The organism is Clostridium felsineum DSM 794 (genome assembly GCF_002006355.2).
Lineage (GTDB): Bacteria > Bacillota > Clostridia > Clostridiales > Clostridiaceae > Clostridium_S > Clostridium_S felsineum.
Genome location: NZ_CP096980.1, coordinates 2,649,040 through 2,673,173, shown reverse-complemented (window position 1 = coordinate 2,673,173; position 24,134 = coordinate 2,649,040). Strand labels below are relative to the sequence as shown.

The following is a 24,134-nucleotide window of genomic DNA, read 5'->3' as shown; positions in this document are numbered from 1 at the left end:
CAACAGCCCCTTTTTGTTATTTAAAAATAAATTATATTAAATAACTGTTGACATTGATAGAATTTAGTATTATAATTCAATTGTAGTCAATCGAATTTGACAAAATACAATTTGGCAAATGTCTTTTGAACATAATTAGTGAGGTGAATGATGTGGACAGATATGATGTGGCCATAATAGGAAGTGGACCAGCAGGTTTATCAGCAGCAATAAATGCAGTAATAAGAAATAAAAAGGTTATATTATTTGGAAATGAAAATTTAAGTAATAAACTTCTAAAGGCCCCTAAAATAAATAATTATCTTGGAATATATGATATTTCAGGAATAGGGCTTAAGGAAAAATTCTTAGAGCACGTAAAGCATATGAATATTGAAATTAAAAAAGAAAGAGTAAATTCAATATATTCTATGGGAGAATATTTTGCGCTTTCTGTTAACGAAAAAATGTATGAAGCAACTTCAGTAATAATGGCATCAGGAGTGGAGTTTTCTAAACCTTTAAATGGTGAAGAAAAACTACTTGGTAGAGGTGTAGGATATTGTGCTACTTGTGATGCACCTTTATATAAGGAAAAAGTTGTAACAATAATAGGTTATACAAAAGAAGCGGAAGAAGATGCTAACTATGTAAGTGAACTTGCGGAAAAAGTTTATTATTTGCCTATGTATAAAGGACAGGTTAATTTGAAAAAATATATAGAGATTATTGAAGACAAACCGCTTGAAATATTAGGAGATGACAAAGTAAGTTATTTAAAAACATATAAAGATAAAATTAAAACAGATGCTGTATTTATAATAAAAGATAGTGTAGCACCGAGTCAATTGGTTCCAGGTCTTTTAATGGATAGGGAACATATAGCTGTTGATATAAACATGAAAACTAATATAGAAGGTTGTTTTGCGGCAGGAGATTGTGCTGGAAAACCATATCAGTATATGAAAGCTGCAGGACAGGGGCAGATAGCTGCCCTTAATGCTGTAGGTTACATAGATAAAATTAAATAAATAAAAAGATGAAGGGAGGAAGACTAGATTCTTTAAATTTACAGAGTTTAGTCAATACATTATGTCAGTTTATGATTTTAAAGCAAAAACTATAGAAGGAAAAGAGGTTTCTTTAGAAGAATATAAAGGAAAGGTTTTAGTAATAGTAAATACTGCAAGTAAATGTGGTTTTACACCACAATATGAAGGACTTGAAGAACTATATAAGGAATATAAAGATAGAGGATTTGAAATATTAGGTTTTCCAAGTAATCAGTTTGCGGAGCAAGAACCAGGAAATAATGATGAAGTAAAGAACTTCTGCAAGATTAATTATGGAGTAACTTTTCAGCTATTTGAAAAGGGAGATGTAAGAGGAGAAAATGCTCAGCCACTATTTAAATATTTAACAGAAAATGCTCCATTTAAAGGATTTAATATGGAACATAAGATAGGAAAAACACTTTTAGATGTTTTAGAAAAGAATTTTCCAAGTTTTCTAGAGGGTGATTCAGTAAAGTGGAATTTCACAAAATTCTTAATAGATAAAGAAGGAAATGTTGTAAAAAGGTTTGAACCAACATCAGAACCAAAAGAAATAGCTTCTGATATAGAAAAACTATTATAAAAATTATTATAAGAAATCTAGCAAACACTTTTTGCTAGATTTCTTTGACTTTCTTCACAAAAACTACAAAAAAATTGTTTATAATAAAAATATATCATATATAAAATAGAGGTGAACTTTGTGAAAAATATATTAGTAGTTGAAGATGAAGAAAACGTACTTGAAATTATAGAGGCATATTTAAAAAAAGAAGGATATAAGGTATATTCAACAACACAAGGAATAGAGGCTATTGAATTATTTAAAAAAGTGAAATTTAAATTAGTTATTTTAGACTTGATGCTTCCAGATATTGATGGTGAAGAAGTTTGTAGAGTACTAAGAAGAATTTCAGATGTATATATATTTATTTTAACAGCTAAGGTTTCTTTAAAGGATAGGATAGAAGGATTGAATATGGGAGCAGACGAATATTTACTAAAACCATTTAGTCCAAGAGAGCTTATAGCAAGAGTAAATGCTCTTTTTAGACGACTTTATGATAAGGAAGAAGTAATTATCCTTGATAATGGAAATTTAAAGATCTACAGTGATAAAAGGATGGTAGTAGTTAATAATAATGAAATAAGCTTAACACCTAATGAATTTGATATATTATATGCACTGGTTTTGAGTAAAGGTAGAGTTTTAAGCAGAGAAAGGTTGATTGAAAAAGTTTTTGGTATAGATTTCGATGGTACAGATAGGACCATCGATGTTCATATAAAAAATATAAGGAAAAAGATAGAGGAAGATACTAGAAACCCCAAATATATTATAACCGTTACTAAGCTTGGATATAAATTTGGTGGTGATATTTTATGAGAAGTATAAGAAGGGAAGTTAGTACTATATTAATAATCTGTACAATGGCAGGGGTAATTTTATCAGCCATTTTTGTAAATATAGCTATGAAAACTACCTTTGATAAATATATGATTGATATTCAAAAGCAAAGAGATATAAGAATTGTAAGTTATTTTGAGGAAATTTATAAAAGGGATAAAAGGTGGACGCAAAATTCAGGAAGTGAAATGATGCACGAAGCTTATATGAGTGATTATTGTCTAACTTTACTTGATGGTTCAAAAAAAGTTATTTGGGGTATGAATCCGAATGATATTAAAAATAGTAATCATTGGATTATGAAAACTGAAAATAGTGGAGTGTATAGCTCTAAAACGTTGCCCATAAAGGTCAATAAAAGAATAGTTGGGTATGCTGTAATTGGGCAATATCATGCAGTAATATTATCAGAGGCAGATATTAATTTTAAAAACTCAATAAACCAAGGTATAATTTTAAGCGTATTTATAGCCATTGTTATAGTAGCAATATTAAGTTTACTTGTATCTAAAGGTGTTTCGTTTTCAATTAAGAAGGTTTCAGAGACCTCAGTTCAATTTTCAAAGGGGAATTATGAATTTAGATCCGAAGTAAAAAGCAATATTGTTGAAATAAATGATCTTATTAAAAGCATTAATATGCTTGGTGGCACATTAAAACATCAAAATCTATTAAGAAGAAGGCTTGTATCAGACATATCTCATGAAATCAGAACTCCTTTAAATGTACTACAAAATAATTTAGAAGCTATGATAGATGGAGTAATACCAGTTACTGGTGAAAGGTTAAATAAACTAAATGAAGAGGTAATAAGGTTTGGAAAGCTCTTAAATAATTTAGATTTACTTAAAAAGTTTGAAGCAGAGCAGACATCATTAAATATGGATAAGCTATTTTTAGATGATTTAGTTAAAATAGTATGCAATGAGTTTAATAATATAGCAAAAAAGAGAAACATAAAAATTCATTTAGATGTGGCTAAGGGTGATTATAGCACTTTAGGAGATTACAACAAACTGAAACAAGTATTTGTAAATTTGTTATCAAATTCTGTAAAATTTAATAAAGACAAAGGAGATATATGGATTTCACTTGAAGAAAATGGAGATAAGGTGATTTTTAAGATTAAAGACAATGGCATTGGAATAAAAGAGGAAGATGTACCATATGTATTTGAAAGATTATATAGAGGAGATAAAAGCAGACATAAAGCATTAGGAAATGGAATAGGTTTGGCAATTGTAAAAACCATATTAGATCTTCATTCAGCAGATATTAATGTTGAAAGCAAAGAAGGATACGGTTCTGAATTTATAGTATACTTTTCTAAATTTAAAGCAGGGAATAGTTAAACAATATTCCCTGCCTTAAATTAGTTGCCTAAATATTTTGATCTAATTTGTTCTAAATCTACAGTATTCAAATCATCAACTACTTCTATTACTTCTAATAAACTGCCACTTTTTGTTATTCCATATCGTCCGCTTGAATTTATTTTAAAAGTTACATTAATTGGCGATTTGTCGTAATTAAATGTGGTTACAGTTTCTTGTGTAGTAAGATTTATTATGGAGTATTCGCCACTAGGATTATCAAAATTACTTAAATCTAAGGTTAAATTTGTGTCTATAGCTTTATTTAATACGGCTATAAGAGGTTTGAACTCATATCCTTTACCTGTAAGTGTTAAAGTTTGAACATTTTGAGATATACTAGCCTTATTAATTAGAGTAGCTGTAGGAACCTTTGATAAATCATTTCCATAAATACTAGAATTAGAGGAGGAAGAATTTCCAGTACAACAGCTCATTGAACCATTCGACTTTGGAATTGAAGAATCATTTTTAGAGGTATCTACTGAAGCTAAATTATCTACAACTTTGATTACTCCTCTAATCATGCCCATTGAGCAACTAAAGGAAATATCATTATTTTTTGGTGTGAATTCAATTATATTTTCACCAGGCTTTAAAACCATCTCTTTATTTAGTGATGGAATTTCAACAGTTCCATTACAGGAATTTAAAGATTTTCCGTATATAATCCACTTTACAGGTTTATTTTTTTCAACATATAGTCCATTTGGCGTATAACCATTTTCATCAGCAGTCATTTTAATTACTTGTACTCCATTTACCAGTTTTGCTTTGGAATTAGAGTCAGTACTTTTATTTGAGGATGAAGAGGCCAGTACAGAGGCACTTATGCTGTTGACAGTAGGAACATTTATACCAGCGAGAGCTAATCCGCGTAAGCCCATTATAATACCTAAAGCCATTACAAGTACACCACTAAATTTCAATAAGGTTTTTGTACTTCCTTTACTTATATACGAAGAAAACACACCGAAGGTTAGCATTAAGGGAATAGTACCTAGAGAAAAAACAAACATAGAAATAGCTCCCTTTAAAGGACTTCCTGTGCTTAGAGCATAAAGCTGCATAGTTTGCAGAGGACCACAAGGCATCAAGCCATTTAGCATTCCAATAAAAAATGGTGTTTTAGGAGCTTTTTTAAATACATATTTTGAGAAAGGAAGTTTTAGCTGAATTCTTCTAAAAAAGCTAAAACCACTTATGTTAAGTCCCATAATAATCATAAATACGGCAGCAAATATTTGTAGGGCAGATTTTAAACCTAATGATAGATTAAATACAGAACCAAATGCACCAACTAGTCCACCCATAATAGTATAGGATAAAATTCTTCCACTATTATAGAAAATAGTTGATTTTATAGAGGAAGGCTTATTGGTTTCTTTACTAATGCTTTGAGAAAGCATTATACCACCGCACATACCAACACAGTGGATTGAGGTTAATACTCCTACAAAGAATATTATAAGATATGTAGCTCCATTTAGTTTTGAAGTTATATCAAAGCCTGAAGCTGAATTACTCATGTAAATCATAAAAAGAGCAATGAAGATAAATCCAATTATTTTATAAATATTTTTAGTTTCCGTTCTATAGCCTACATTATTTATTGAAGTTTTAATCATAGCCAAAGTGCAGATATCATCGTTGTACTCTACAGTAACAGTTTGTTTGATAAAATTAGCTTTAACGTAAGTAATGCCAGAAAGATTTTTTAATGCTTTTTCAATTTTCTTTTCACAAGAAGAACAGGTCATATCATATACCTTTATGGTACTTTTTTTAATACTCATTCGAAACCTCCAAAATTTAATTAATTATAGTAATCAATTTTATAAACTAATTGTATTAAATAGTTGTGTAGATTTTATAAAGAAATGTTAAGTTATAGAAATACTTGACAATAAAAAAGTATATTGGAATTTAAATAGATAAAATTAAAAATAGCTGCATTAAATTTTGCAGCCATTAGAGGGTTACCTATTAAATTTTGTTTTGATACTTGTAAAGTAATCACTATTTTCAAGACCTAGTCTCCATATAGCAAGTCCTCCCAAATCGTAAGTGTTTACCAAATCTAGTTTATAGTTAAGACTCTCGGCATTTTCAAACCACACACTATGATTTATTCCATTTAAATCGGTGTAGTAGAAATAGGGAGACTTGGACGTTAAATCCCAGTTTATAGGTGTATTATATTTTGATGATAAGTTATAAATTCCATAAATACTGTATGCTTTAGCTTGGTTAGAATACCAATCGTAGCCATAGGCAGCAGATCCTAATAAAATTTTTTCTTTTGGGATAACTGTTAAGGCATATTTGACTACATTTTGTGTCCAACCAATTGAAGCTATAGGACCAGGTGTCCCCCCACTATAGTGTTCATCGTAAGCCATTAATATAACTTGATCAGCTGCTTTAGAAAGGCTAGCATAATCGAAAGCACCATTCCAAGAAGCATTAGGACTATCACTTGTTTTTGCAGGAACAGAGATAGTTACATAGAAGCCTTGTGGTTTAAGTGTAGAATAAAGTTCATTCATAAAAGTTGTTAAATAGCTTCTATCATAATAATAAACACCCTCCAAATCTATATTAACGCCTTTGTACCCATTGTTTTTTAAAGAAGTTAATATATTACCTATTAATGTTTGTCTATTTGTACTGCTTTCAAGTAAGTTTTTTGAAATAGCACCATCAAAGTTATTTTGAACTGTAGCCAAAGTTTTAATTGCATTGCTATTTGAATAGTTTATTTGATTTGTTGGAACTATTCCCGAAATATTTCCACTACCATCTGTTAAGTAAGTATGTGTTGCAATTTCATCAATACTGCTTGCGTTTGATACTATTGAATTATATGAAGAGGTATCTCCAGAATAATAATAGGTTGTGAATCCAAGTACTAATTTTTTTGTAGTTAATAATTCAGAATCAGTTGTAATACTTATATGTGTAGAATCAAGTGAGGTACCATATGGATTATAAGCTTGTACAAAATACCAGTATTTAGTATTAAGTGTTAATGAAATATTTGTGTATGTGTTAGTTGAAATTGTAGTTACTAAACTATAATTTGAATCATTAGACAAAGCTCTGTAAATTCTATAGCCTGATGCACCAGAAACCTTATTCCAATTTAAGGTTACACTATTTGTTGTTACAGAAGAATAAGTTAAACTATTAGGAGCTGCTGGCACACTTGGAGTTGAAGTTTTCATAAGGGGCTTTGCAAGTGTAAGTGTAGTGTTGAAAATCAGAATATTGATTATTACCACAAGGATTAAAAATTTTCTTGGAGTATTCAAAATAGATTTTCCTCCTTATATTATATAATAATTATATATCGTATAAGTATTCAATAAGATATACGAGGTAACTTACGGAATACTTTCCAATTATACGAAGAAGAAAATTGCAGGAGATGAATAAAGAGAATAAAATAGAAATTATATAATTTATAAAAGGAGGTTATTATGATTAAGAATAATTTTGATAAAGAAAAAGTAGCTAATAATAAATATTTTATAGTATCAGATAGATTAGGATTTGGAATTTGGAAAAGATGTGATTTGAAAAATGCTACAGAACTTTGGGGAAATAGCAAAATTACAAAGTATATTACAGCAAGTGGCAAAATGTCAAGTTCAGATATTGAAAAAAGGCTTATAAAGGAAATAGAAACCTACAAAGAAAACAAAGTTCAGTATTGGCCTATATTCATTAAAGCTACAGGAGAAAATGTTGGGGTTTGTGGACTACATCCATATAATATTAAAAATAAGATTTTTGAGATGGGAGTACATTTGAAGGAAGAATATTGGGGTAGGGGAATAGCTATGGAAGCTTGCATATTGGTTATGAAATATGCTTTCAAAGAAGTAAAAGCTAAAGAAATTTTTGTAGGACACAATCCTAAGAATACAGCATCAGAAAAGCTTATAAAAAAATTAGGGTTTACTTATATTAAGGATGAGTTTTATAAGCCAACAGGATTATATCATCCGTCTTACATAATTAGTTACAAAGAATTTATCAATTTAACTAATGGTTAAGTTTTTATTTTAAATTTAACTATGCTTCTATTTAGAAATTAAGCTTAATGAGATATACTATGAACATGGAATTCCAAAAAATATTAGTAGGAGTGATTAGATTGAATAGATTACAAATAGGAGAAGTTATATCAAAATTAAGAAGGGATAGAGGCATAACTCAAGATGAGATTGGGACTTTTATGGGTGTATCTACAGCGGCAGTATCAAAGTGGGAGAGTAGCACCTCATATCCAGATATAACATTATTACCTAAGCTTGCACATTTTTTTGGAGTTTCAATAGATTTTCTTTTAAGTTACAAAATTGAGCTTTCAAAAAAAGAAATAAAAACTATATTTGAAGAGTGTCAAACCTTGTTTGCAACTGGTAATATAGAAAAGGCTATAAATATAAGCAATAAATATGTGAAAAAATATAATTGTTGTTATGACTTGAAATTAAAAATAGCAGCATTATTTTACATGTATTCTTATGCTATGGATGAAAAAGAAATGAAAAAGTATTGTATTGAAATATTTGAGGATATAATAGAAAATTCAAATAAATCTCATTTGATTGAACAAGCTCTTTATCAGATGGGTGTATTGTATAGTTCACTTGGAGAGTTTGATAAAGCTGAAAAAGCATTAAATAGAATGAATAAAGGTGAGCTTAATCCTAATATTGCACTTGCAAATCTTTATTCCGCAAAAAATGAATTTAAAAAAGCACGAGAAATATATCAAACAGATTTTTATAGAAATATGGTTTATTCTACTACATGTTGTATGGGAATATGTGAAACTTATGAAAAAGAAAAAAACTTAGAAAAAATAGATAGGTATTACAGTCTACTATTAAATATAAAAGAAGCATTTTCGCCTCACGGAGATTTTGTAACTGGTTTAAGCTTTTATCACATGTATTTTGCTAAGGTATATTTGAAATTTAATGAAAAGAAAAAGTCAATGGAAGCTATAAATAGAATGCTAGATTTTATGAAGAGAACTAATATAAATAAACCTCAAAATTTAGCCTCTATAGATTGTTTTGATGAGATAAAAGATCATGAGGTTGATGTGAAAATAAATATGTATGAATCTGTACTAAAAACTTTAGAGGAAAAAGATTTTGACTTACTCAGAGATGATGTAGCATTTAAAAATGTAATTGAAGAGATAGAGAGGCTTAATAAAAGGTATGCTAAAGTTTAAATAAATAATAGGTATCTTAGTAAAGTTAATTAAAATAAAAAATATAATCAGCGAGAATTTTTATAAGAAATTCTCGCTGATTATATTTTGCGATAAATATTTTAAAATGAATACGATCACAATTTTATTTAAACAAAAATATTAATATTTTAATTAGTGCGAAAAATTTTAATGTATGTTAAAATTAATAATAAAAACAAAACGAAATAGTGCAAAAATAAAAAAAACATATAAACTTATGTAATATTAAAACGAAAAAAATAATAAAAAGTGTCTTTACTTGTTTTTTAAAAAAGAAATAGTGAGTTTATTGTATTTCATATTTACAAAATCTGTAATATCTTCTTTCACAGAATCGGGTAATTGACGAAGTTTTATTATTAAATTTGATTCTTCTGGTTTTAAAGTTATGTTATTTGAATTTTTTTGATCTGTAGATAGGATATAATCGGCATCAACATTATAAATTTCACATAGCCTAATTAAAGTTTCAAGATCAACACGTGTACGTCCTGTTTCGAAACTACTTATTTTTTGAAAAGTAGAACCAATTATTTTGGCTACTTCGGATTGTTTTAAATTTGCGTTTTCGCGAGCTGCCTTTAATTTGCGGCCTATTTCATGCTTAAACATTTAAAAATCACCTCCATTCCATTATTTTAATCTACTCAAATATTCAATGTCAACATAAATTCAACAAAATAACGAAAAAATATTGAAAAACAGCAAATTTTAGAGTATTATATTATTGTATTCAACAATTTTTAGAAGGGGGGGACATAATATGACATTTGACGAGCAATTTAAGATTGAATTGAAGAAGTATATGCAGGATAATTTTATTAACCCAAACATACTTGCAAGCAAAGCTGGAATAAATAAACATGTATTTACTGAAATACTTAACAATAACTCTCGTAAAGTTTATGGAGATGAAGTTGCAGGAATATGCAACGCTACAGGATTAACCCTTAAAGAAATATTGAAATTAAACAAGAAGGACAACCCTTATGTGAGTATGAATAGTAACAATTTACAAAAAACTTAAAAAATTGAATTTGCTCAAATAAAAAATAGTTGAATAAAAAAGATAAAATAAAAATATTTAAAAATCACGATTTGAATATTAATACCTAGATGGAAGATAGAAATGATAAATATTGTTGAAAATACTAAAAATGTTAACAGAACTAAAAATTTGCTCTTAATTATAGGGTGTCTAACTTAACTATCTATTGTGGGATTTAAACTGAGGAATTTAGTTAAGGTGGCTACTTTTATAAGGTTTTTTTTATTTGATTATTAAATTTTTATTTATAAAATTGAGGTTTTATTAAAAAACATTGAGCAAACAAACGAAAGGTGGGAACTTTTGGTTTTTAGATATTACTGATATGTATAAACTGAAAACTAGAGTGAATTATGAAATTGAAGAAGCAAAAGAGTAATGAAAGAATTTTAATTTGCTGCACAGTAATCTTTACTATAATTTATCTTATATGGAGAATTACTTGCACATTACCTTTAGGAGGTACAATAGTATCTCTTGTGGCTGCAATAATACTTTTAGTTGTTGAAATAATGGGTATGTTTGAGGCAGCAGTTCACTTTTACAATATGTCTAGCATAGAACAGCCTGAAAGACCAAAGGTTTCAGAAGACTTATTTCCAGATGTTGATGTTTTTATTGCTACTTACAATGAACCTAGAGAATTGTTGTATAAAACAATAAACGGATGTGTCAACATGGACTATCCTGATAAGAAAAAAGTACATATTTATTTATGTGACGATGGTAATAGACCTGAAATGAAAGAACTTGCTGATCATATGGGAATAAACTACATAACAAGAACTGAGAGAAAAGGTTCAAAGGCAGGTAACTTAAATAATGCCATGGCACATTCAAAATCACCATTGATTGCAACCTTTGATGCTGATATGATTCCTATGCATGACTTTTTAATGGCATGTGTACCATATTTTCTTACAGAAGAAAAGGTTGGATTTATTCAGACCCCTCAAAGTTTTTACAATCCTGATTTATTCCAATATAATTTGTTTTCAGAAAATAGAATACCAAATGAGCAAGATTATTTTTATAGAGATATTCAAGTTTCAAGGAATAAGACTAATTCTGTAATTTATGGTGGTACTAATACTGTAATAGCTAGACAAGCATTGAATGATGTTGGAGGATTCTATACAGAAGCAATAACTGAAGACTTTGCAACAGGAATATATATTGAAAGCAAAGGATATCATTGTTATGCAATAGATGAAATACACGCATCAGGTTTAGCACCAGAAGACTTAAAAGGACTTGTAAAACAGCGTGAAAGATGGGCTAGAGGATGTATACAAACAGGAAAGCGTTTGAACATACTTATGATAAAAGGCTTAACTTTAAAGCAAAAGTTAAATTACTTATCATCTATTTCATATTGGTTTTCTGGAATAAAAAGGCTTATATATATTCTTTCACCTATACTATTTTCCGTATTTGGAGTAATAGTTGTTAAGTGTAATTTATGGCAGGTTCTTGTATTTTGGCTTCCAATGTATTTATTAACAAATGCATCTCTTAAAGGATTATCAAAAAATATAAGAACTAACAAATGGACAAGTATATATGATACTATTTTGTTTCCTTCGCTAATATTACCAGTAATTTTAGAAACTATAGGAATATCACAGAACAAATTTGCTGTAACCAGAAAAGGTGGGGCAGTTAGTGACAAGTCTTATCAGAGGAAGAAAGCAATTCCTCATATTATTCTTGTAATTTTATCTTTTCTTGGAATAATAAATTGTTTTAGATTAATTTTTACAAAAGATACTTTAGCGTATTCGGTGGTATTATTTTGGTTAATAGCTAATTTATATAATATATTAATGTCAGTATTCTTTATGCTTGGTAGAACTCCACATAGAAAATCTGAGAGAGCTAACGTTAGCATAGATTGTAGCATTAATAAAAAAGGCGTAGAAGTAAAAGGTAAAACAAAAGATATTTCTGAGGGCGGAGTTTCAGTTGTTTTAGATGCACCAATAGATGTATACGAAAATAATTCAGTTGAAATTAAGCTTGATACAGACAGGTATTCTTGTACTTTTGAAGCAGAGGTTGTTCATGTAGATAGGCTTCAAGATAAATGGAAATATGCTTTTAAAATAATTGATATTTCAGAAGAAAATTACAAGCAACTTCTTTATGTAATATATGATAGACCACCTGTACTTCCTAAATACATTAGTAAAAGTAATAGTATATTTGATGATATAAGACTTAATGTTTTAACTAGAAGTAAAAAGGTTAATCAATTTAATAGAAAGCATCCAAGACTTGAGATAAGAAAAAAATTAGAATCCAGAGAATGTGGAGAATTAGAAATTATAAATTTTGATTATGCATATGCACTTATAAAAACTGCTTCTCAATATAACAATGTAAAGCATATTAATATTTCTATTTTGCCAGATACTATACTTAAGTGTTCACTTGAGAAAAAGATGGATTACGAAACTAATAATAATAAAACAAAAAAACCATTTGAGGAATCTATTAAGCTTTATAGAATTGATAATTATGATGAAATTTCTGACAACACAGAGCTTCAGAAAGCATTAAATAATTGGGCAAATGAATATGAAACTATGAAGAAAATAGAGATTAAAAAGAAAAAGAAGGCAGGCCCTTCTGATGAGCTCAATGAAATGGCATATTTGTAAAATGGAGGTATAACATGGCTTTTAATAAAGTATGCAGAAAATTATTAGTATCTTTTTCTGTGATATTTTTAATTACTGGTAGCAGTATATTTGCAAGACCAATGCGTGCAGCTAATCTTTCTTTAGAAGATACTAAAATTGCAGGTAATGCAAATACAAAAATTACACCTAATGCAGCTGGTGATTCAATAGAGGTTACTGCTAATTCACAGAAGTTAAAAAAAGGATATTATTCATCAGTTATATATAAGGTAATAAGTGCTAATTGGTCAAATAGTGGTGAATTTTCCTTCAATATTAAGAATAAATCTAAAGATGCCATATTAATGAATTTTGTTTCACAATTGCAGGATGGTACAAAAATTGCTGTTTCTGATAATGGTTTTGTAATGATGAAGCAAGATGGAAGTAATTTGGTGAAAAGAGTTAGAACGGCTTATGGAGAATTTGAAGTTCCCAAAGGCTTCTCAGGAAAAGTATATATACCTTTAGAAAATTTGCAAGTAGATGGTAATGTTAAAGATAAAACAAAATACGAGCTTACAAATGTAGCTTCTTGGGCACTAGTAGCAACTATGCAAGAAAATGAATCAAAAGATTTTGAGATAAACTCAGTGGGTTTACTTGGTAAATCTGGTGATATATACGAAGACGGTAAGACTGATTTTGAATTATCAGGAGATTCTGATGTTCAAATACCTGTTTTAGGTGAGTCAATATCACTATATAAGGCAACAGCTCCTAAATTGGATACTAAAAATATTAAATATAGTATTGAAAATCCAGTAGATGGAATTAAGATAACAAATGAAGGTAGACTTATAATAAATAAGAGAGTAAAGCCTCAAAATATAAGTATACTTGTGCTTATAAATAATAATTTAGCAGAAATTAAGAGAGTGAGACTCTATAATTCTTGGACTTTAAGTGTTAAGGGAAAAAGCTTGCCTGATCCTTCCAAAGTACCAAGTTTGATGACCGGATTTTATAAATTTATTTTAAGTGGATATACAATGAACACTATAAGAATTCTTTTTGTTGTAATATTTGCAGCATTTGGTGGTTTATTTATGTTTTGGAGAAAAAGATTCGCTGAAGATAATGAGTCATAGCAAGTTTTAAAGGAAAATCTAACTGCAGTGTTTAAAATTTATCCTTTAAAAGGGTGAAAATTTAAAAGTGCGACAAATATTTTGTGTATGAAGACAACTTTTCAAAATATAAAGTTGGCAAATCAATATTTAATCTAAAGTTAAAGGAGAGTTTGGCAGTAATCAAATTGGCTCCGATTGGATAATTTATTGTAGAATAAAACGTAATAAAGCAAGCTTAAAATCACAATTTTTTTAAGTACTTAAAGTTTATTTTAGTGTACTTAATTATGTGAAAATGGGATTACGATATACTTCATATACTTATACCTAAAAATAATAAGGAGAGATAAATAGTGTTATTTTCAAGTATTGTTTTTTTATTTTACTTTTTCCCAGCAGTCTTGCTTTTGTACTATATTTGTTCTTTTTCAAGAAGATTACAGAATGTAGTTTTACTTTTGGCAAGTTTGGTTTTCTATGCATGGGGTGATTTTGGTTTCTTAGGAACTATGGTTATATCCATAATTGTAAATTATATTTTGGGTCTCTTAGTGGGGAAATTTAGGGAAAGAAAATTTGCTCCTAAATTTATTGTATTTGTAACCTGTGCGTATAATCTCGGTATGTTATTTGTATTTAAATATTTAGGCTTTGTTGTAAAAAACATAAATCAAGTAGGTGGGCATAAGCTTACTATTCCTAGTATAGCACTTCCTATAGGTATATCTTATTTTACATTTAAGTCAATATCATATGTGGTAGATGTTTATAGAAATAAAGTGCAAGCAGAAAAAAATCCTTTAAATATTGGATTGTATATAGCCTTCTTCCCAGAAGTTATTTCAGGACCTATTTCACGTTATGTTAAAGTTGGAGAACAAATAAAGAATAGGGAACATAGTTGGCAAAAATTTTCTGTAGGATGTTGTAGATTTCTTACTGGTTTAGGTAAAAAGGTTATAATATCAAACAGTGTTGCAGTTATAGCTGATAAAGTTTTTACAATGAGTTCAAATGGATCAGTACCAGTTACTTTAGCTTGGCTAGGATCTATCGCATACACACTACAAATATTTTTTGATTTCTCAGGATATTCAGATATGGTTATAGGTCTTGGACTTATGTTTGGATTTAAAATTGATGAAAACTTTGATTATCCATATATATCAAAATCCATAACAGAATTTTGGAGAAGATGGCATATATCTTTGAGTTCTTGGTTTAGAGATTATATTTACATTCCACTCGGTGGTTCAAGAGTTGATAACAAAGATAAGCTTATAAGAAATTTATTTATAGTATGGGTTAGTACAGGTGTATGGCATGGTGCAGAATGGACCTTTATAATGTGGGGATTCTTAAATTTTGTATTTATTGCCCTTGAGAAGGTATTCTCATTTGATGATTTAAAAATACATCCTGTAATTAAGCATATATACGCTCTTTTTGTAATAAATCTTGGATGGGTTTTATTTAGATCAACCAATTTAATACAAGCGGGTAAATATGTTTCTTCTATGTTTGGTTTAGCAGGTAATTCTTTTTGGAGTAATTACACCTTCATGTTCATCAAAGAAAATGCAATTATATTTATAGCTGGAATTATACTATCAATGCCTATTGCTAAAAAAGTAAATAAACTTGTTTTTGAGAAGGCACCTGGCTATAAAATATTAAATGGAATATATCCTATTGCAGTATTAGGTTTGTTCTTTATATGCATTTCTTATTTAATAAAAGGAACATATAATCCATTTATATATCTTAAATTTTAAAAAGAGGAGTAATGAAATACAATGAAAAGAATTATGAAGAGGAGCAATGAAAAAAGCACAAGCGGAATTTTTGGTAAAAAATTTATAACATCTATCATATTCATTATTTTCCTCATTACATTTTCGATAGAGAATTTAATTGTTTCATATAAACCTTTACTAGAAGCATATAAAACTCAAAAAAAAGCTTCTGCTTCGGTTAAAGATACGATAAGTTCTATTCAATATGCTATGGAAGATAATGTATTTATGAAGTATAAATTTGTAGATGCATATAGCTATATACAAAGATTAATGTTTAAAAATGAGGAATCAAACTTTGAAGTTGTTAAGGATAAAGATGGAATTCTTCATTATAGTTATTTTGCGGATCAAGCTAATCCTGTATACGAATTAGCAAGAAGGACGGAGGCATTTAAAAACGGACTTAAAGATAAGAATGTAAAGTTTGCATATATTATGCCTCCAGATAAGTATATTGCAGGCAAAACACAATTTCCGACTGGAATTCCATACAATTATGTAAATGAAACTACAGATCAATTTTTAAATATACTTAAAGAGAAGAATATAGATACAATTGATCTTCGTAAGAATTTAGATAAAAGTGGAATACCTACAGATAAACTGTTCTACAGGACTGACCACCATTGGCAGATACCAACTGTATTTTGGGAATTTGGACAGCTTGTAAATACATTTGATAAAAAGTATTCACTAAATCTTGATCCAAATAATTTTTATACTAATAAAGATAATTATAACTTTATAACATATAAAGATTCGTTTGCTGGTTCTATGGCAAGAAAAACAGGAATTACATATGCTGGAGATGATGATTTTATACTAGCATATCCTAAATTTAAAACTTCATATAATTATTATAGTAAAACAGGAAAATTAATATTTAATATGAATGGTAGATTTGAAGAAGTGCTTTTAACAACATCACCTTTTAGTAGTCAATATAAAGATTATGATACAGAGTCTGATAAATACTCCATGTATCTTTTAGGTAATCAAGGTATTACTCATATAACTAATAAGAATAATCCTAATGGACCTAAGATGCTTTTTGTTAAGGATTCTTTAACAGTACCTCTTGCAGCATTTTTATCTACAGTATGCTCAGATGTGTATTTAGTAGATCCTAGATACTACAGTGGTAGTATTCCTGATTTTGTGAATAGTGTAAAGGTTAATTATGTATTTATATCTTATTCACCACAGGATTTAGATACTAGTTTCTTTAACTTTTATGAGAAGAAATAGTTATATAGAATATAGTAAAAAATAAAAAGTTCAACTAGAGTTAAAGTGCCTAAAATCAAGTCGATTTTAGGCACTTTTAATAATTTGAATATAATTAATATGAGATAACAAAGAAATTGTTGTTATAAATAGATAATTTTTAGTTAATAATATAAAGATAAATTAATTAAATGCAAACATGGTTAGTGAGGAGGTTATTTTGTGAATTCAGTACATAATTATGAGTTGAAATTTAAAAAATTTAAATTAGAAGAGATTTATGGCAATAGTTTATGCTATAAACCAAAGCCAAGCCCCCCTTGGAAGTTTGAATTATAAACAAGATAGGGAAAATTTTAAATTAAGGAAGTAAGCAGATAAAAGTTCAATATATCTATCCATAAATAGCAAATTAACCAAAAAAAATATAATAAAACTAATTTTTTTTGGTTTTTTTAATAAATTTGGTGTACAATATAAAGTGGAATTAAATTATATAATAAAAGTTTATATTTAACAAATTAAATGTACTTTCAATATAGATATAATAAAATTTGTAAAAGTGAATTTATAAAAAAGGACAGATGCACACTATGATTGAACTAAGGAAGCTTATAGTATTTTTACTTGCATTTACTTTCTTCATTTACTTATTATGTGTTGGAATAAGTATTTCAAAAAAAATAAACTTAAAAAAGCCTATTTTTATTTTAATGTTATTAGGTGTAGGACTTATAACGGCAGGAACGTTTTTAGATGTTATTGCAAAATTTATAAATATAGAAGTACAAAATATTCTTGCTGCATGTTTTACCGTTGGGACAATATTTTTTGTTGTTTTTATAATATTTCTATCAAATAAATTTATGGTTGCGGTAAATTTATTATATGAAGATGCAAATATGGATAAAATGACAGGAGCTTACAATAGAAGGGGGATTAATGAAATTTTTCAAAACAATATAGCTAAGAATAATAATTTTTATATTATGCTATTTGATTTAGATGGAACTAAAAAAATTAACGATAAATATGGACATGCAATAGGAGATAAATACATAGTAGAATCAGTATTGGTTATAAAAAGTGTAGTTGGAACCAGCGGCTTTGTTGGAAGAATTGGTGGAGATGAGTTCATTGCACTTTTAAAGATTGAAAAAGATAGTGAAGTGGAAGAAATAAAGAAGCTTATAAAAAGGCGTGTGCGAGAGAATTTTAAGAGATATGATGCTAGCGTAAGTATAGGACATGCTAAATACAAGCGAGATGGACAAGACTTTGAAGCAATATTTCTAGAAGCAGATAAAAATATGTATAGAGATAAAAGAATTAATAAATCTAATATAAAACACTGACAGAATAAAATCTGTCAGTGTTTTATTGATGTGATAAATTTTTAAGAAGTATATCAACATCTGTTTTTATTCTTTTTAAGGTTTCGATATCTGTATTTGTTGATTGAAGAACACAAATAGGAATATCCAAAGCATTTTCCTTTAATTTTTTACCTTTTTCAGTGATGTTAACAAAAAGTAAGCGTTCATCTTCTGAAGATCTTTTTCTACTAATTAAATCGAGGCCTTCCAGTCTTTTTAAAAGTGGTGTAAGAGTACCAGAATCAAGGTACAGTTTATTACCTAGGTCTTTTAATGTTATTGAATTTTCTTCCCACAACACAAGCATAACCAAATATTGAGGATAAGTTAGATTTAGCTTATTTAAAAAAGGCTTGTAGATTTTTGTTATAGCTCTTGAAGATGCATATATTGAAAAGCATAGTTGATTTTTTAATTTAAGTTGTTCGTCATTTTTCATTAGTAGCCTCCCTGTATTATCTAGCAAATTAAATGTATTATATACTATTATAAAGTAAAAATTCAATTTTGTTAATAAGTTTTTTAATTTAAAATTTTTCAAAATTGTATTGCGCAAAATTTAACTTTGGGATTTCAAACTGAAAATATAAATAGGGAAGGAATACATCGTAGTAGTTACAAGGGAAATGTAGTAGAAGGATCTACAACAATTACAAAACTAAGTAAACTTCAAGATGAAATATCAAAATTAATAGAGGAATAAATTATTCATATTTATTAGAACAATTTTTACTGTATTGTTTCGATAAAGCCTTGAAATAGCTAGAAAATTAACCTGTTGACGGTAAAAGCATAATAATATAAAATACCATTAAAGACAACAAACGATATAACTAAATATGGAGGGTTAAACTATTATGCTATTAGAAAGTAACACCAAGAATGAAGAAATTAAAAGGAATTTAAAATATTTAATTCTTCTTTCAAAACAGTACCCCACAATCAATGAAGCGGCTACAGAAATAATCAATTTACAAGCTATTTTAAATCTGCCTAAGGGAACGGAACACTTTTTATCTGATGTTCATGGAGAATATGAGCAATTTATACATGTTCTTAAGAATGCTTCTGGGGTAGTAAAGAGAAAAATAGATGATATTTTTGGAAACAGACTTATGCAAAGCGAGAAAAAGAGTCTGGCAACATTAATCTACTATCCTGAACAAAAGCTTGACATAATGTTGAATCAAGAGGAGAATATCGATGATTGGTATAAAATAACGCTATATAGGCTCATAGAAGTTTGTAGGAATGTTTCATCCAAATATACACGCTCTAAGGTAAGGAAAGCTCTTCCTAAAGAATTTGCATATATAATTGAGGAATTATTGCATGAACAGCCAAAGGGAGTAGATAAGCAGGAGTATTATGATGAAATAATAAAAACTATAATAAGTATAGACAGGGCAAAAGAGTTTATAACAGCAATATCAAAGCTTATACAGAGGCTTGTAATAGATAGACTTCATATAATAGGAGATATATTTGATAGAGGACCAAGAGCGGACATTATAATAGACAAACTTGAGGAATATCATGCAGTGGATGTTCAGTGGGGAAATCACGATATTTTGTGGATGGGTGCAGCTTCTGGATCATTAGTGTGTATGGCAAATGTAGTAAGAATTTCAGCTAGATATGCTAACTTATCAACCATAGAGGATGGATATGGAATTAATCTATTACCACTAGCTACTTTTGCAATGGATTTTTACGGAAGTGATAAATGTGAAAGATTTACTCCTAAAATAGAGACAAACAAAAAATATAATTTGAAAGAAATTGAACTTATAGGAAAAATGCACAAGGCAATTTCTATAATACAATTTAAACTTGAAGGGGAGGTAATAAAAAGACATCCTGAGTTTAAAATGGAACATAGGCTTCTTTTAAGCAAAATTAATTTTGAAGATAATACTATAGAATTAGAAGGAAAAAAATACAAATTAAATGATACAAATTTCCCAACTATAGATAAAAATGATCCATATAAGCTTTCACCTGAGGAAAAAGAAGTAATAGGAAAGCTAAAGCTATCATTTATAAATAGTGAGAAATTAAATAGGCATGTAAGATTTCTATTTTCTCATGGAAGTCTTTACTTGAAATTTAATTCAAATTTACTATATCACGGGTGCATACCTTTAAATGAGGACGGGAGTTTTAAGGATGTGCTAATTGGTAAGCATAATTATAAGGGGAAAAACCTTCTTGATAAACTTGATGCTTTAGCCAGAGAGGGGTTCTTCTATAACGAGAATTCAAAAGATAGTGAATATGGAGATGATATGATATGGTATCTCTGGACAGGACCATTTTCACCTCTCTTTGGTAAAGAAAAAATGACAACCTTTGAAAGATATTTCATTAATGATAAGAAAGCACATATTGAAAAAAAAGATCCCTATTATCATTATAGAGATGAAGAAGAAACCTGCACCAACATATTAAAAGAATTTGGACTACAGTCAGAGCAATCACATATTATAAATGGTCATGTTCCTGTAGAAAGCAAAAATGGAGAAAATCCTATAAAGGCTAATGGAAAATTAATAGTTATTGATGGTGGATTCTCAAAGGCTTATCACAGTAAAACAGGAATCGCAGGATATACGCTAATTTATAATTCCTTTGGACTTCAGCTTGTATCACATGAACTATTTGAAACAACAGAAAAAGCAATAAAAGAAGAAACAGATATACTATCTTCCACGGTAATCTTTGAAAAGGCAGTGAAAAGAAAGAGGGTTGGAGATACAGATGTAGGTAAGGATTTAAAGAAGCAGCTTGAAGAACTTAATTTACTTTTACTTGCTTATAAAAAAGGAATTATTAAAGAGTTTGTAAAAAAATAAGATTTATAAGAGAAGTTATATTTTATGACTTCTCTTTTTTGTACTTGACATTAAATTTAAATGATATAATATATTTAAGTAGAGATAAAAACACAGTTTTGGTTGGTAGTCCAAACGCATTTATGATTTAAATGTCAGTAACCTGCCCTCGTGGGTTGTCCGTTCTCTTTAAAATATAATTTTAGCGAGGGAATAAAAATGAATATTAGTTTAAAAGTATTTTTTGAAAATCCGTTTTGGGTAGGAGTTTTTGAAAGAAATTATGAAGGAAAATACGAAGTTTCTAGAGTAGTTTTTGGTGCAGAACCTAAAGATTATGAAGTATATTATTTTGTATTAAATAATTTTAGAGGTTTAAAATTTACTAGACCTCTAGAAGAAAAAGAAATTATTAAAAAGAAAATAAATCCTAAAAGACTTCAAAGGAAAATAAAAAAAGAGGTAAAAAGGGCCACTTGTACTAAAGCTCAAAATGCAATGCAACTTGATTTAGAAGCAAAAAAAGAGGAGAGAAGGACTTTTAGTAAATTAAGAAAAAAAGAAATTGAAGAGAATAAATTTATATTGAAGCAGGAAAAGAAAAAAATGAAAAAAAGGGGTCATTAAAAGTTTAAGTTGAATATGAAAACAAAAGGAAGCTACAAAATAATGTATCTTCCTTTATTTGTGTGCAAAAGATACAAGTTAAATAGCTTTTATTTGTATAGTTGTTATATTGTGAAATAGGAAGGGTTATAGTAGTATAAAACAAATAATTAAAAGAGGTGTAGAAAATGAAATTAGTAAGTTTGGTACCAGAAATACACAAGTTCAATGACTTTTCAGGGTTTGCAGAAGAATTTAAAGTAGGAGTAGGAGATTTTATTTTAACTGATGAATCTTTATATAAAAGATCTATAGAAAAATTGAATTTAAAAGCTAAATTTGTATTCCGTAAAGATTATGGTTTAGGAGAGCCATCAGATGAAATGATAGATGCAATTGTATCAGATATGGATAAGGAAGGAATAAAGAGAATAATAGGAATTGGTGGAGGAACTATTTTAGATATATGTAAGCTTTTAGCCCTTAAAAGGGAGAGGTCTTTAGATTTATTTGAAAAAAAAGTTCCTATAGTTAAAGAAAAAGAATTGATTTTAATTCCAACAACCTGTGGTACAGGAAGTGAAGTTACAAATGTATCCATAGCTGAAATAAAGTCAAAGGGCACAAAAATGGGACTTGCAGTTCCAGAGCTATATGCAGATTATGCAGTGTTTATTCCTGAATTTGTAAAAACTCTTCCTTTTAAATTTTTTGTTACAAGTTCAATAGATGCTTTAATACATGCTGTAGAATCCTATGTATCACCTAAAGCTAATTATTTTACTCAATTATTTAGTATTGAAGCAATAAAATTAATAATAAACGGATATAAAGAAATAATTAAAAATGGTGAAGAATATAGAAGTGAAATTATTGATGATTTTATAGTTGGAAGCAATTATGCAGGAATAGCTTTTGGAAATGCCGGAGTTGGAGCTGTACATGCACTTTCTTATCCTCTTGGTGGAGTTTATCATGTTCCTCATGGTGAAGCTAATTATCAATTCTTTACTGAGGTTTTTAATGTATATAATAAAATTAAACCTGAAGGAATAATAGAAGATTTGAATAAGATTTTAAAGGATGTGCTTAAGTGTAGTTCTAACTCTGTATATGATGAACTTAATAATATTCTTGATAACCTTCTTTCAAGAAGGCCTCTTAAAGAATATGGTATGAAAAAAGAAGAAATTGAAAAATTTACAGACAGTGTTATAGAAGGACAAAAAAGACTTCTTGTAAATAATTATGTATCTTTATCAAGAGATGATATTAAAGGAATATATGAGAGGCTATATTGAAAAATATTTTAACATGGTTTTGGTGTAAATATATACTTAATGAGTGATTAATTAATAAGAATAATTAATATTTAATTGGAAAATATAAATATGAGTATAATAATAAATTTGTATTAGTGTATCTTAATTTGAGACATACTTAAAGAGTGCTTATAAAATAAAAAAATAAGGAATTGAATTTTTAGGAGGTATTCATATGAATTTTCCAACTTCTTTTCCAAAACAGCACCAAAATCACCAACCAGGTTACGAATATGAAATGCAGCCAGCTCCTGTGTATTATGATAAAAACTATAACAAATCAAAAGGACTTTTAAAAGGTAAAACAGCTATCATTACAGGAGGCGACAGTGGTATAGGAAGAGCAGTTGCTGTAGCATATGCTCATGAAGGTGCAGATGTTGTTATAATATATTATGATGAACATCAGGATGCTGAGGATACAAAGAGTATATTAGATGGTTTAGGAAGAAAATGTACTCTTATGCCCGGAGATATAGGTAATATGGACTTTTGCAGTTATGCCATAGAGAATACCATAAGAGAATATGACAAAATTGATATATTAGTAAATAATGCTGCGGTACAATATCCTTGTAATAGTATAGAAGATATATCTAATGAGCAATTTGACAGAACCTTTAAAACTAATGTATATGGAACATTCTATATGACAAGAGCAGCTATAGGTAAAATGAAAGCTGGTTCTAGTATAATAAATACAACTTCAGTTGTAGCTTTTAAGGGTAATGAAGCGCTTATAGATTATTCAATGACAAAAGGTGCTATCTTATCCTTTACGAAGTCTTTATCAACTTCTTTGATTAAATCAGGAATCAGGGTAAATGCAGTAGCACCTGGTCCAATCTGGACGCCTTTAATATCATCTTCCTTTGATGAAAATAAGGTTTCAATGTTCGGAGAAAATGTACCGTTAAAAAGAGCAGGTCAACCAGTAGAATGTGCGGGTGCGTATGTGTTTTTAGCATCTGAAATGTCTTCCTATATAACTGGTCAAACCATCCATGTAAATGGTGGAGAAATAGTAATTTAAAATACAATGTATTAAATGCCGATTTCACTAAGCAAAGTG

At 28.6% G+C, this 24,134-nt stretch carries 21 protein-coding genes; 17 read left to right on the top strand and 4 right to left on the bottom strand.

Annotated features, from left to right (window positions below):
* Positions 1 to 152: 152 nt before the first annotated feature.
* The 4 genes from CLFE_RS12700 (at position 153) to CLFE_RS12685 (ending at position 3,794) form a co-directional block, all read left to right on the top strand.
* Entirely contained in the window at positions 153 to 1,010 is an 858-nt protein-coding gene (locus CLFE_RS12700; protein ID WP_077894103.1) for an NAD(P)/FAD-dependent oxidoreductase, read from the top strand.
* Between the two features lie 61 nt (positions 1,011 to 1,071).
* Positions 1,072 to 1,617 carry a glutathione peroxidase gene (locus CLFE_RS12695; protein ID WP_077832999.1) on the top strand — a complete coding sequence of 182 codons (546 nt, stop codon included), beginning with the start codon at positions 1,072 to 1,074 and terminating at the stop codon, positions 1,615 to 1,617.
* A 120-nt stretch (positions 1,618 to 1,737) separates the two neighbouring features.
* Complete coding sequence (locus CLFE_RS12690) at positions 1,738 to 2,421, top strand: response regulator transcription factor (RefSeq protein WP_077894102.1); 684 nt, start codon at positions 1,738 to 1,740, stop codon at positions 2,419 to 2,421.
* The gene (locus CLFE_RS12685) at positions 2,418 to 3,794 is read left to right on the top strand and encodes a sensor histidine kinase (RefSeq protein WP_077832997.1); all 1,377 of its coding nucleotides are present in this window, start codon (positions 2,418 to 2,420) and stop codon (positions 3,792 to 3,794) included. The genes CLFE_RS12690 and CLFE_RS12685 overlap by 4 nt, the downstream gene beginning before the upstream one ends.
* A 20-nt stretch (positions 3,795 to 3,814) precedes the next feature.
* On the opposite strand, the gene CLFE_RS12680 is transcribed toward CLFE_RS12685, so the two are convergent.
* Both CLFE_RS12680 and CLFE_RS12675 read right to left on the bottom strand, forming a co-directional pair.
* Positions 3,815 to 5,611: an urease accessory protein UreH domain-containing protein gene (locus CLFE_RS12680; protein ID WP_077894101.1), complete on the bottom strand. Its 1,797-nt coding sequence runs from the start codon at positions 5,609 to 5,611 to the stop codon at positions 3,815 to 3,817.
* A gap of 183 nt (positions 5,612 to 5,794) precedes the next feature.
* On the bottom strand, positions 5,795 to 7,129 hold the full coding sequence (locus tag CLFE_RS12675; RefSeq protein ID WP_077894100.1) for a glycosyl hydrolase family 18 protein: 1,335 nt from the start codon (positions 7,127 to 7,129) through the stop codon (positions 5,795 to 5,797).
* Positions 7,130 to 7,297: 168 nt separating this feature from the next.
* Between CLFE_RS12675 and CLFE_RS12670 the strand changes: the two genes are divergently transcribed.
* Together CLFE_RS12670 and CLFE_RS12665 are read left to right on the top strand one after the other, a co-directional pair.
* The gene (locus tag CLFE_RS12670) at positions 7,298 to 7,876 is read left to right on the top strand and encodes a GNAT family N-acetyltransferase (protein WP_077894099.1); all 579 of its coding nucleotides are present in this window, start codon (positions 7,298 to 7,300) and stop codon (positions 7,874 to 7,876) included.
* 101 nt (positions 7,877 to 7,977) lie between these two features.
* Positions 7,978 to 9,072, top strand: coding sequence for a helix-turn-helix domain-containing protein (locus CLFE_RS12665; RefSeq protein WP_169850974.1), 1,095 nt, complete (start codon positions 7,978 to 7,980; stop codon positions 9,070 to 9,072).
* A 276-nt stretch (positions 9,073 to 9,348) separates the two neighbouring features.
* Here CLFE_RS12665 and CLFE_RS12660 read toward each other — a convergent pair whose 3' ends face one another.
* Complete coding sequence (locus tag CLFE_RS12660) at positions 9,349 to 9,705, bottom strand: helix-turn-helix domain-containing protein (RefSeq protein ID WP_077832992.1); 357 nt, start codon at positions 9,703 to 9,705, stop codon at positions 9,349 to 9,351.
* A gap of 151 nt (positions 9,706 to 9,856) precedes the next feature.
* On the opposite strand from CLFE_RS12660, the gene CLFE_RS12655 reads away from it, so the two are divergent.
* The 6 genes from CLFE_RS12655 to CLFE_RS12630 all read left to right on the top strand — a co-directional run bounded on the left by CLFE_RS12655 (position 9,857) and on the right by CLFE_RS12630 (position 18,279).
* Entirely contained in the window at positions 9,857 to 10,120 is a 264-nt protein-coding gene (locus tag CLFE_RS12655) for a helix-turn-helix domain-containing protein (RefSeq protein WP_077832991.1), read from the top strand.
* Positions 10,121 to 10,494: 374 nt separating this feature from the next.
* A complete protein-coding gene (locus tag CLFE_RS12650) occupies positions 10,495 to 12,804 on the top strand; it encodes a glycosyltransferase (protein ID WP_077894097.1) in 2,310 nt (769 codons plus the stop codon).
* Positions 12,805 to 12,818: 14 nt separating this feature from the next.
* Positions 12,819 to 13,916 (top strand): hypothetical protein, encoded by a 1,098-nt coding sequence (locus CLFE_RS12645; RefSeq protein WP_077832989.1) that lies wholly within the window; start codon positions 12,819 to 12,821, stop codon positions 13,914 to 13,916.
* 335 nt (positions 13,917 to 14,251) lie between these two features.
* Positions 14,252 to 15,673, top strand: a complete 1,422-nt coding sequence (locus tag CLFE_RS12640) for an MBOAT family O-acyltransferase (protein WP_077894096.1) — start codon at positions 14,252 to 14,254, stop codon at positions 15,671 to 15,673.
* 21 nt (positions 15,674 to 15,694) lie between these two features.
* Positions 15,695 to 16,945, top strand: coding sequence for an alginate O-acetyltransferase AlgX-related protein (locus CLFE_RS12635; RefSeq protein WP_077832987.1), 1,251 nt, complete (start codon positions 15,695 to 15,697; stop codon positions 16,943 to 16,945).
* Between the two features lie 572 nt (positions 16,946 to 17,517).
* Entirely contained in the window at positions 17,518 to 18,279 is a 762-nt protein-coding gene (locus tag CLFE_RS12630; protein WP_242951655.1) for a GGDEF domain-containing protein, read from the top strand.
* 22 nt (positions 18,280 to 18,301) lie between these two features.
* Here CLFE_RS12630 and CLFE_RS12625 read toward each other — a convergent pair whose 3' ends face one another.
* Positions 18,302 to 18,739 (bottom strand): MarR family winged helix-turn-helix transcriptional regulator, encoded by a 438-nt coding sequence (locus CLFE_RS12625; RefSeq protein WP_077894094.1) that lies wholly within the window; start codon positions 18,737 to 18,739, stop codon positions 18,302 to 18,304.
* Positions 18,740 to 18,865: 126 nt separating this feature from the next.
* On the opposite strand from CLFE_RS12625, the gene CLFE_RS12620 reads away from it, so the two are divergent.
* The 5 genes from CLFE_RS12620 to CLFE_RS12600 all read left to right on the top strand — a co-directional run bounded on the left by CLFE_RS12620 (position 18,866) and on the right by CLFE_RS12600 (position 24,095).
* Positions 18,866 to 19,003, top strand: a complete 138-nt coding sequence (locus CLFE_RS12620; protein ID WP_169850973.1) for a hypothetical protein — start codon at positions 18,866 to 18,868, stop codon at positions 19,001 to 19,003.
* A 154-nt stretch (positions 19,004 to 19,157) separates the two neighbouring features.
* A complete protein-coding gene (locus CLFE_RS12615; RefSeq protein ID WP_077851477.1) occupies positions 19,158 to 21,155 on the top strand; it encodes a fructose-1,6-bisphosphatase in 1,998 nt (665 codons plus the stop codon).
* A gap of 198 nt (positions 21,156 to 21,353) precedes the next feature.
* Positions 21,354 to 21,761, top strand: coding sequence for a YjdF family protein (locus CLFE_RS12610; RefSeq protein WP_077832983.1), 408 nt, complete (start codon positions 21,354 to 21,356; stop codon positions 21,759 to 21,761).
* Between the two features lie 167 nt (positions 21,762 to 21,928).
* On the top strand, positions 21,929 to 23,041 hold the full coding sequence (locus CLFE_RS12605) for a 4-hydroxybutyrate dehydrogenase (protein ID WP_077894093.1): 1,113 nt from the start codon (positions 21,929 to 21,931) through the stop codon (positions 23,039 to 23,041).
* Positions 23,042 to 23,237: 196 nt separating this feature from the next.
* Entirely contained in the window at positions 23,238 to 24,095 is an 858-nt protein-coding gene (locus CLFE_RS12600; protein ID WP_077832981.1) for an SDR family oxidoreductase, read from the top strand.
* Positions 24,096 to 24,134: the final 39 nt, after the last annotated feature.

Bases quoted from the DNA above. Each gene is read 5' to 3' on its own strand.
- CLFE_RS12695 (WP_077832999.1), top strand. From the start codon at position 1,072: ATGTCAGTTTATGATTTTAAAGCAAAAACTATAGAAGGAAAAGAGGTT.
- CLFE_RS12685 (WP_077832997.1), top strand. From the start codon at position 2,418: ATGAGAAGTATAAGAAGGGAAGTTAGTACTATATTAATAATCTGTACA.
- CLFE_RS12680 (WP_077894101.1), bottom strand. From the start codon at position 5,611: ATGAGTATTAAAAAAAGTACCATAAAGGTATATGATATGACCTGTTCT.
- CLFE_RS12670 (WP_077894099.1), top strand. From the start codon at position 7,298: ATGATTAAGAATAATTTTGATAAAGAAAAAGTAGCTAATAATAAATAT.
- CLFE_RS12660 (WP_077832992.1), bottom strand. From the start codon at position 9,705: ATGTTTAAGCATGAAATAGGCCGCAAATTAAAGGCAGCTCGCGAAAAC.
- CLFE_RS12655 (WP_077832991.1), top strand. From the start codon at position 9,857: ATGACATTTGACGAGCAATTTAAGATTGAATTGAAGAAGTATATGCAG.
- CLFE_RS12650 (WP_077894097.1), top strand. From the start codon at position 10,495: ATGAAATTGAAGAAGCAAAAGAGTAATGAAAGAATTTTAATTTGCTGC.
- CLFE_RS12645 (WP_077832989.1), top strand. From the start codon at position 12,819: ATGGCTTTTAATAAAGTATGCAGAAAATTATTAGTATCTTTTTCTGTG.
- CLFE_RS12635 (WP_077832987.1), top strand. From the start codon at position 15,695: ATGAAAAGAATTATGAAGAGGAGCAATGAAAAAAGCACAAGCGGAATT.
- CLFE_RS12630 (WP_242951655.1), top strand. From the start codon at position 17,518: ATGATTGAACTAAGGAAGCTTATAGTATTTTTACTTGCATTTACTTTC.
- CLFE_RS12625 (WP_077894094.1), bottom strand. From the start codon at position 18,739: ATGAAAAATGACGAACAACTTAAATTAAAAAATCAACTATGCTTTTCA.
- CLFE_RS12615 (WP_077851477.1), top strand. From the start codon at position 19,158: ATGCTATTAGAAAGTAACACCAAGAATGAAGAAATTAAAAGGAATTTA.
- CLFE_RS12610 (WP_077832983.1), top strand. From the start codon at position 21,354: ATGAATATTAGTTTAAAAGTATTTTTTGAAAATCCGTTTTGGGTAGGA.
- CLFE_RS12605 (WP_077894093.1), top strand. From the start codon at position 21,929: ATGAAATTAGTAAGTTTGGTACCAGAAATACACAAGTTCAATGACTTT.
- CLFE_RS12600 (WP_077832981.1), top strand. From the start codon at position 23,238: ATGAATTTTCCAACTTCTTTTCCAAAACAGCACCAAAATCACCAACCA.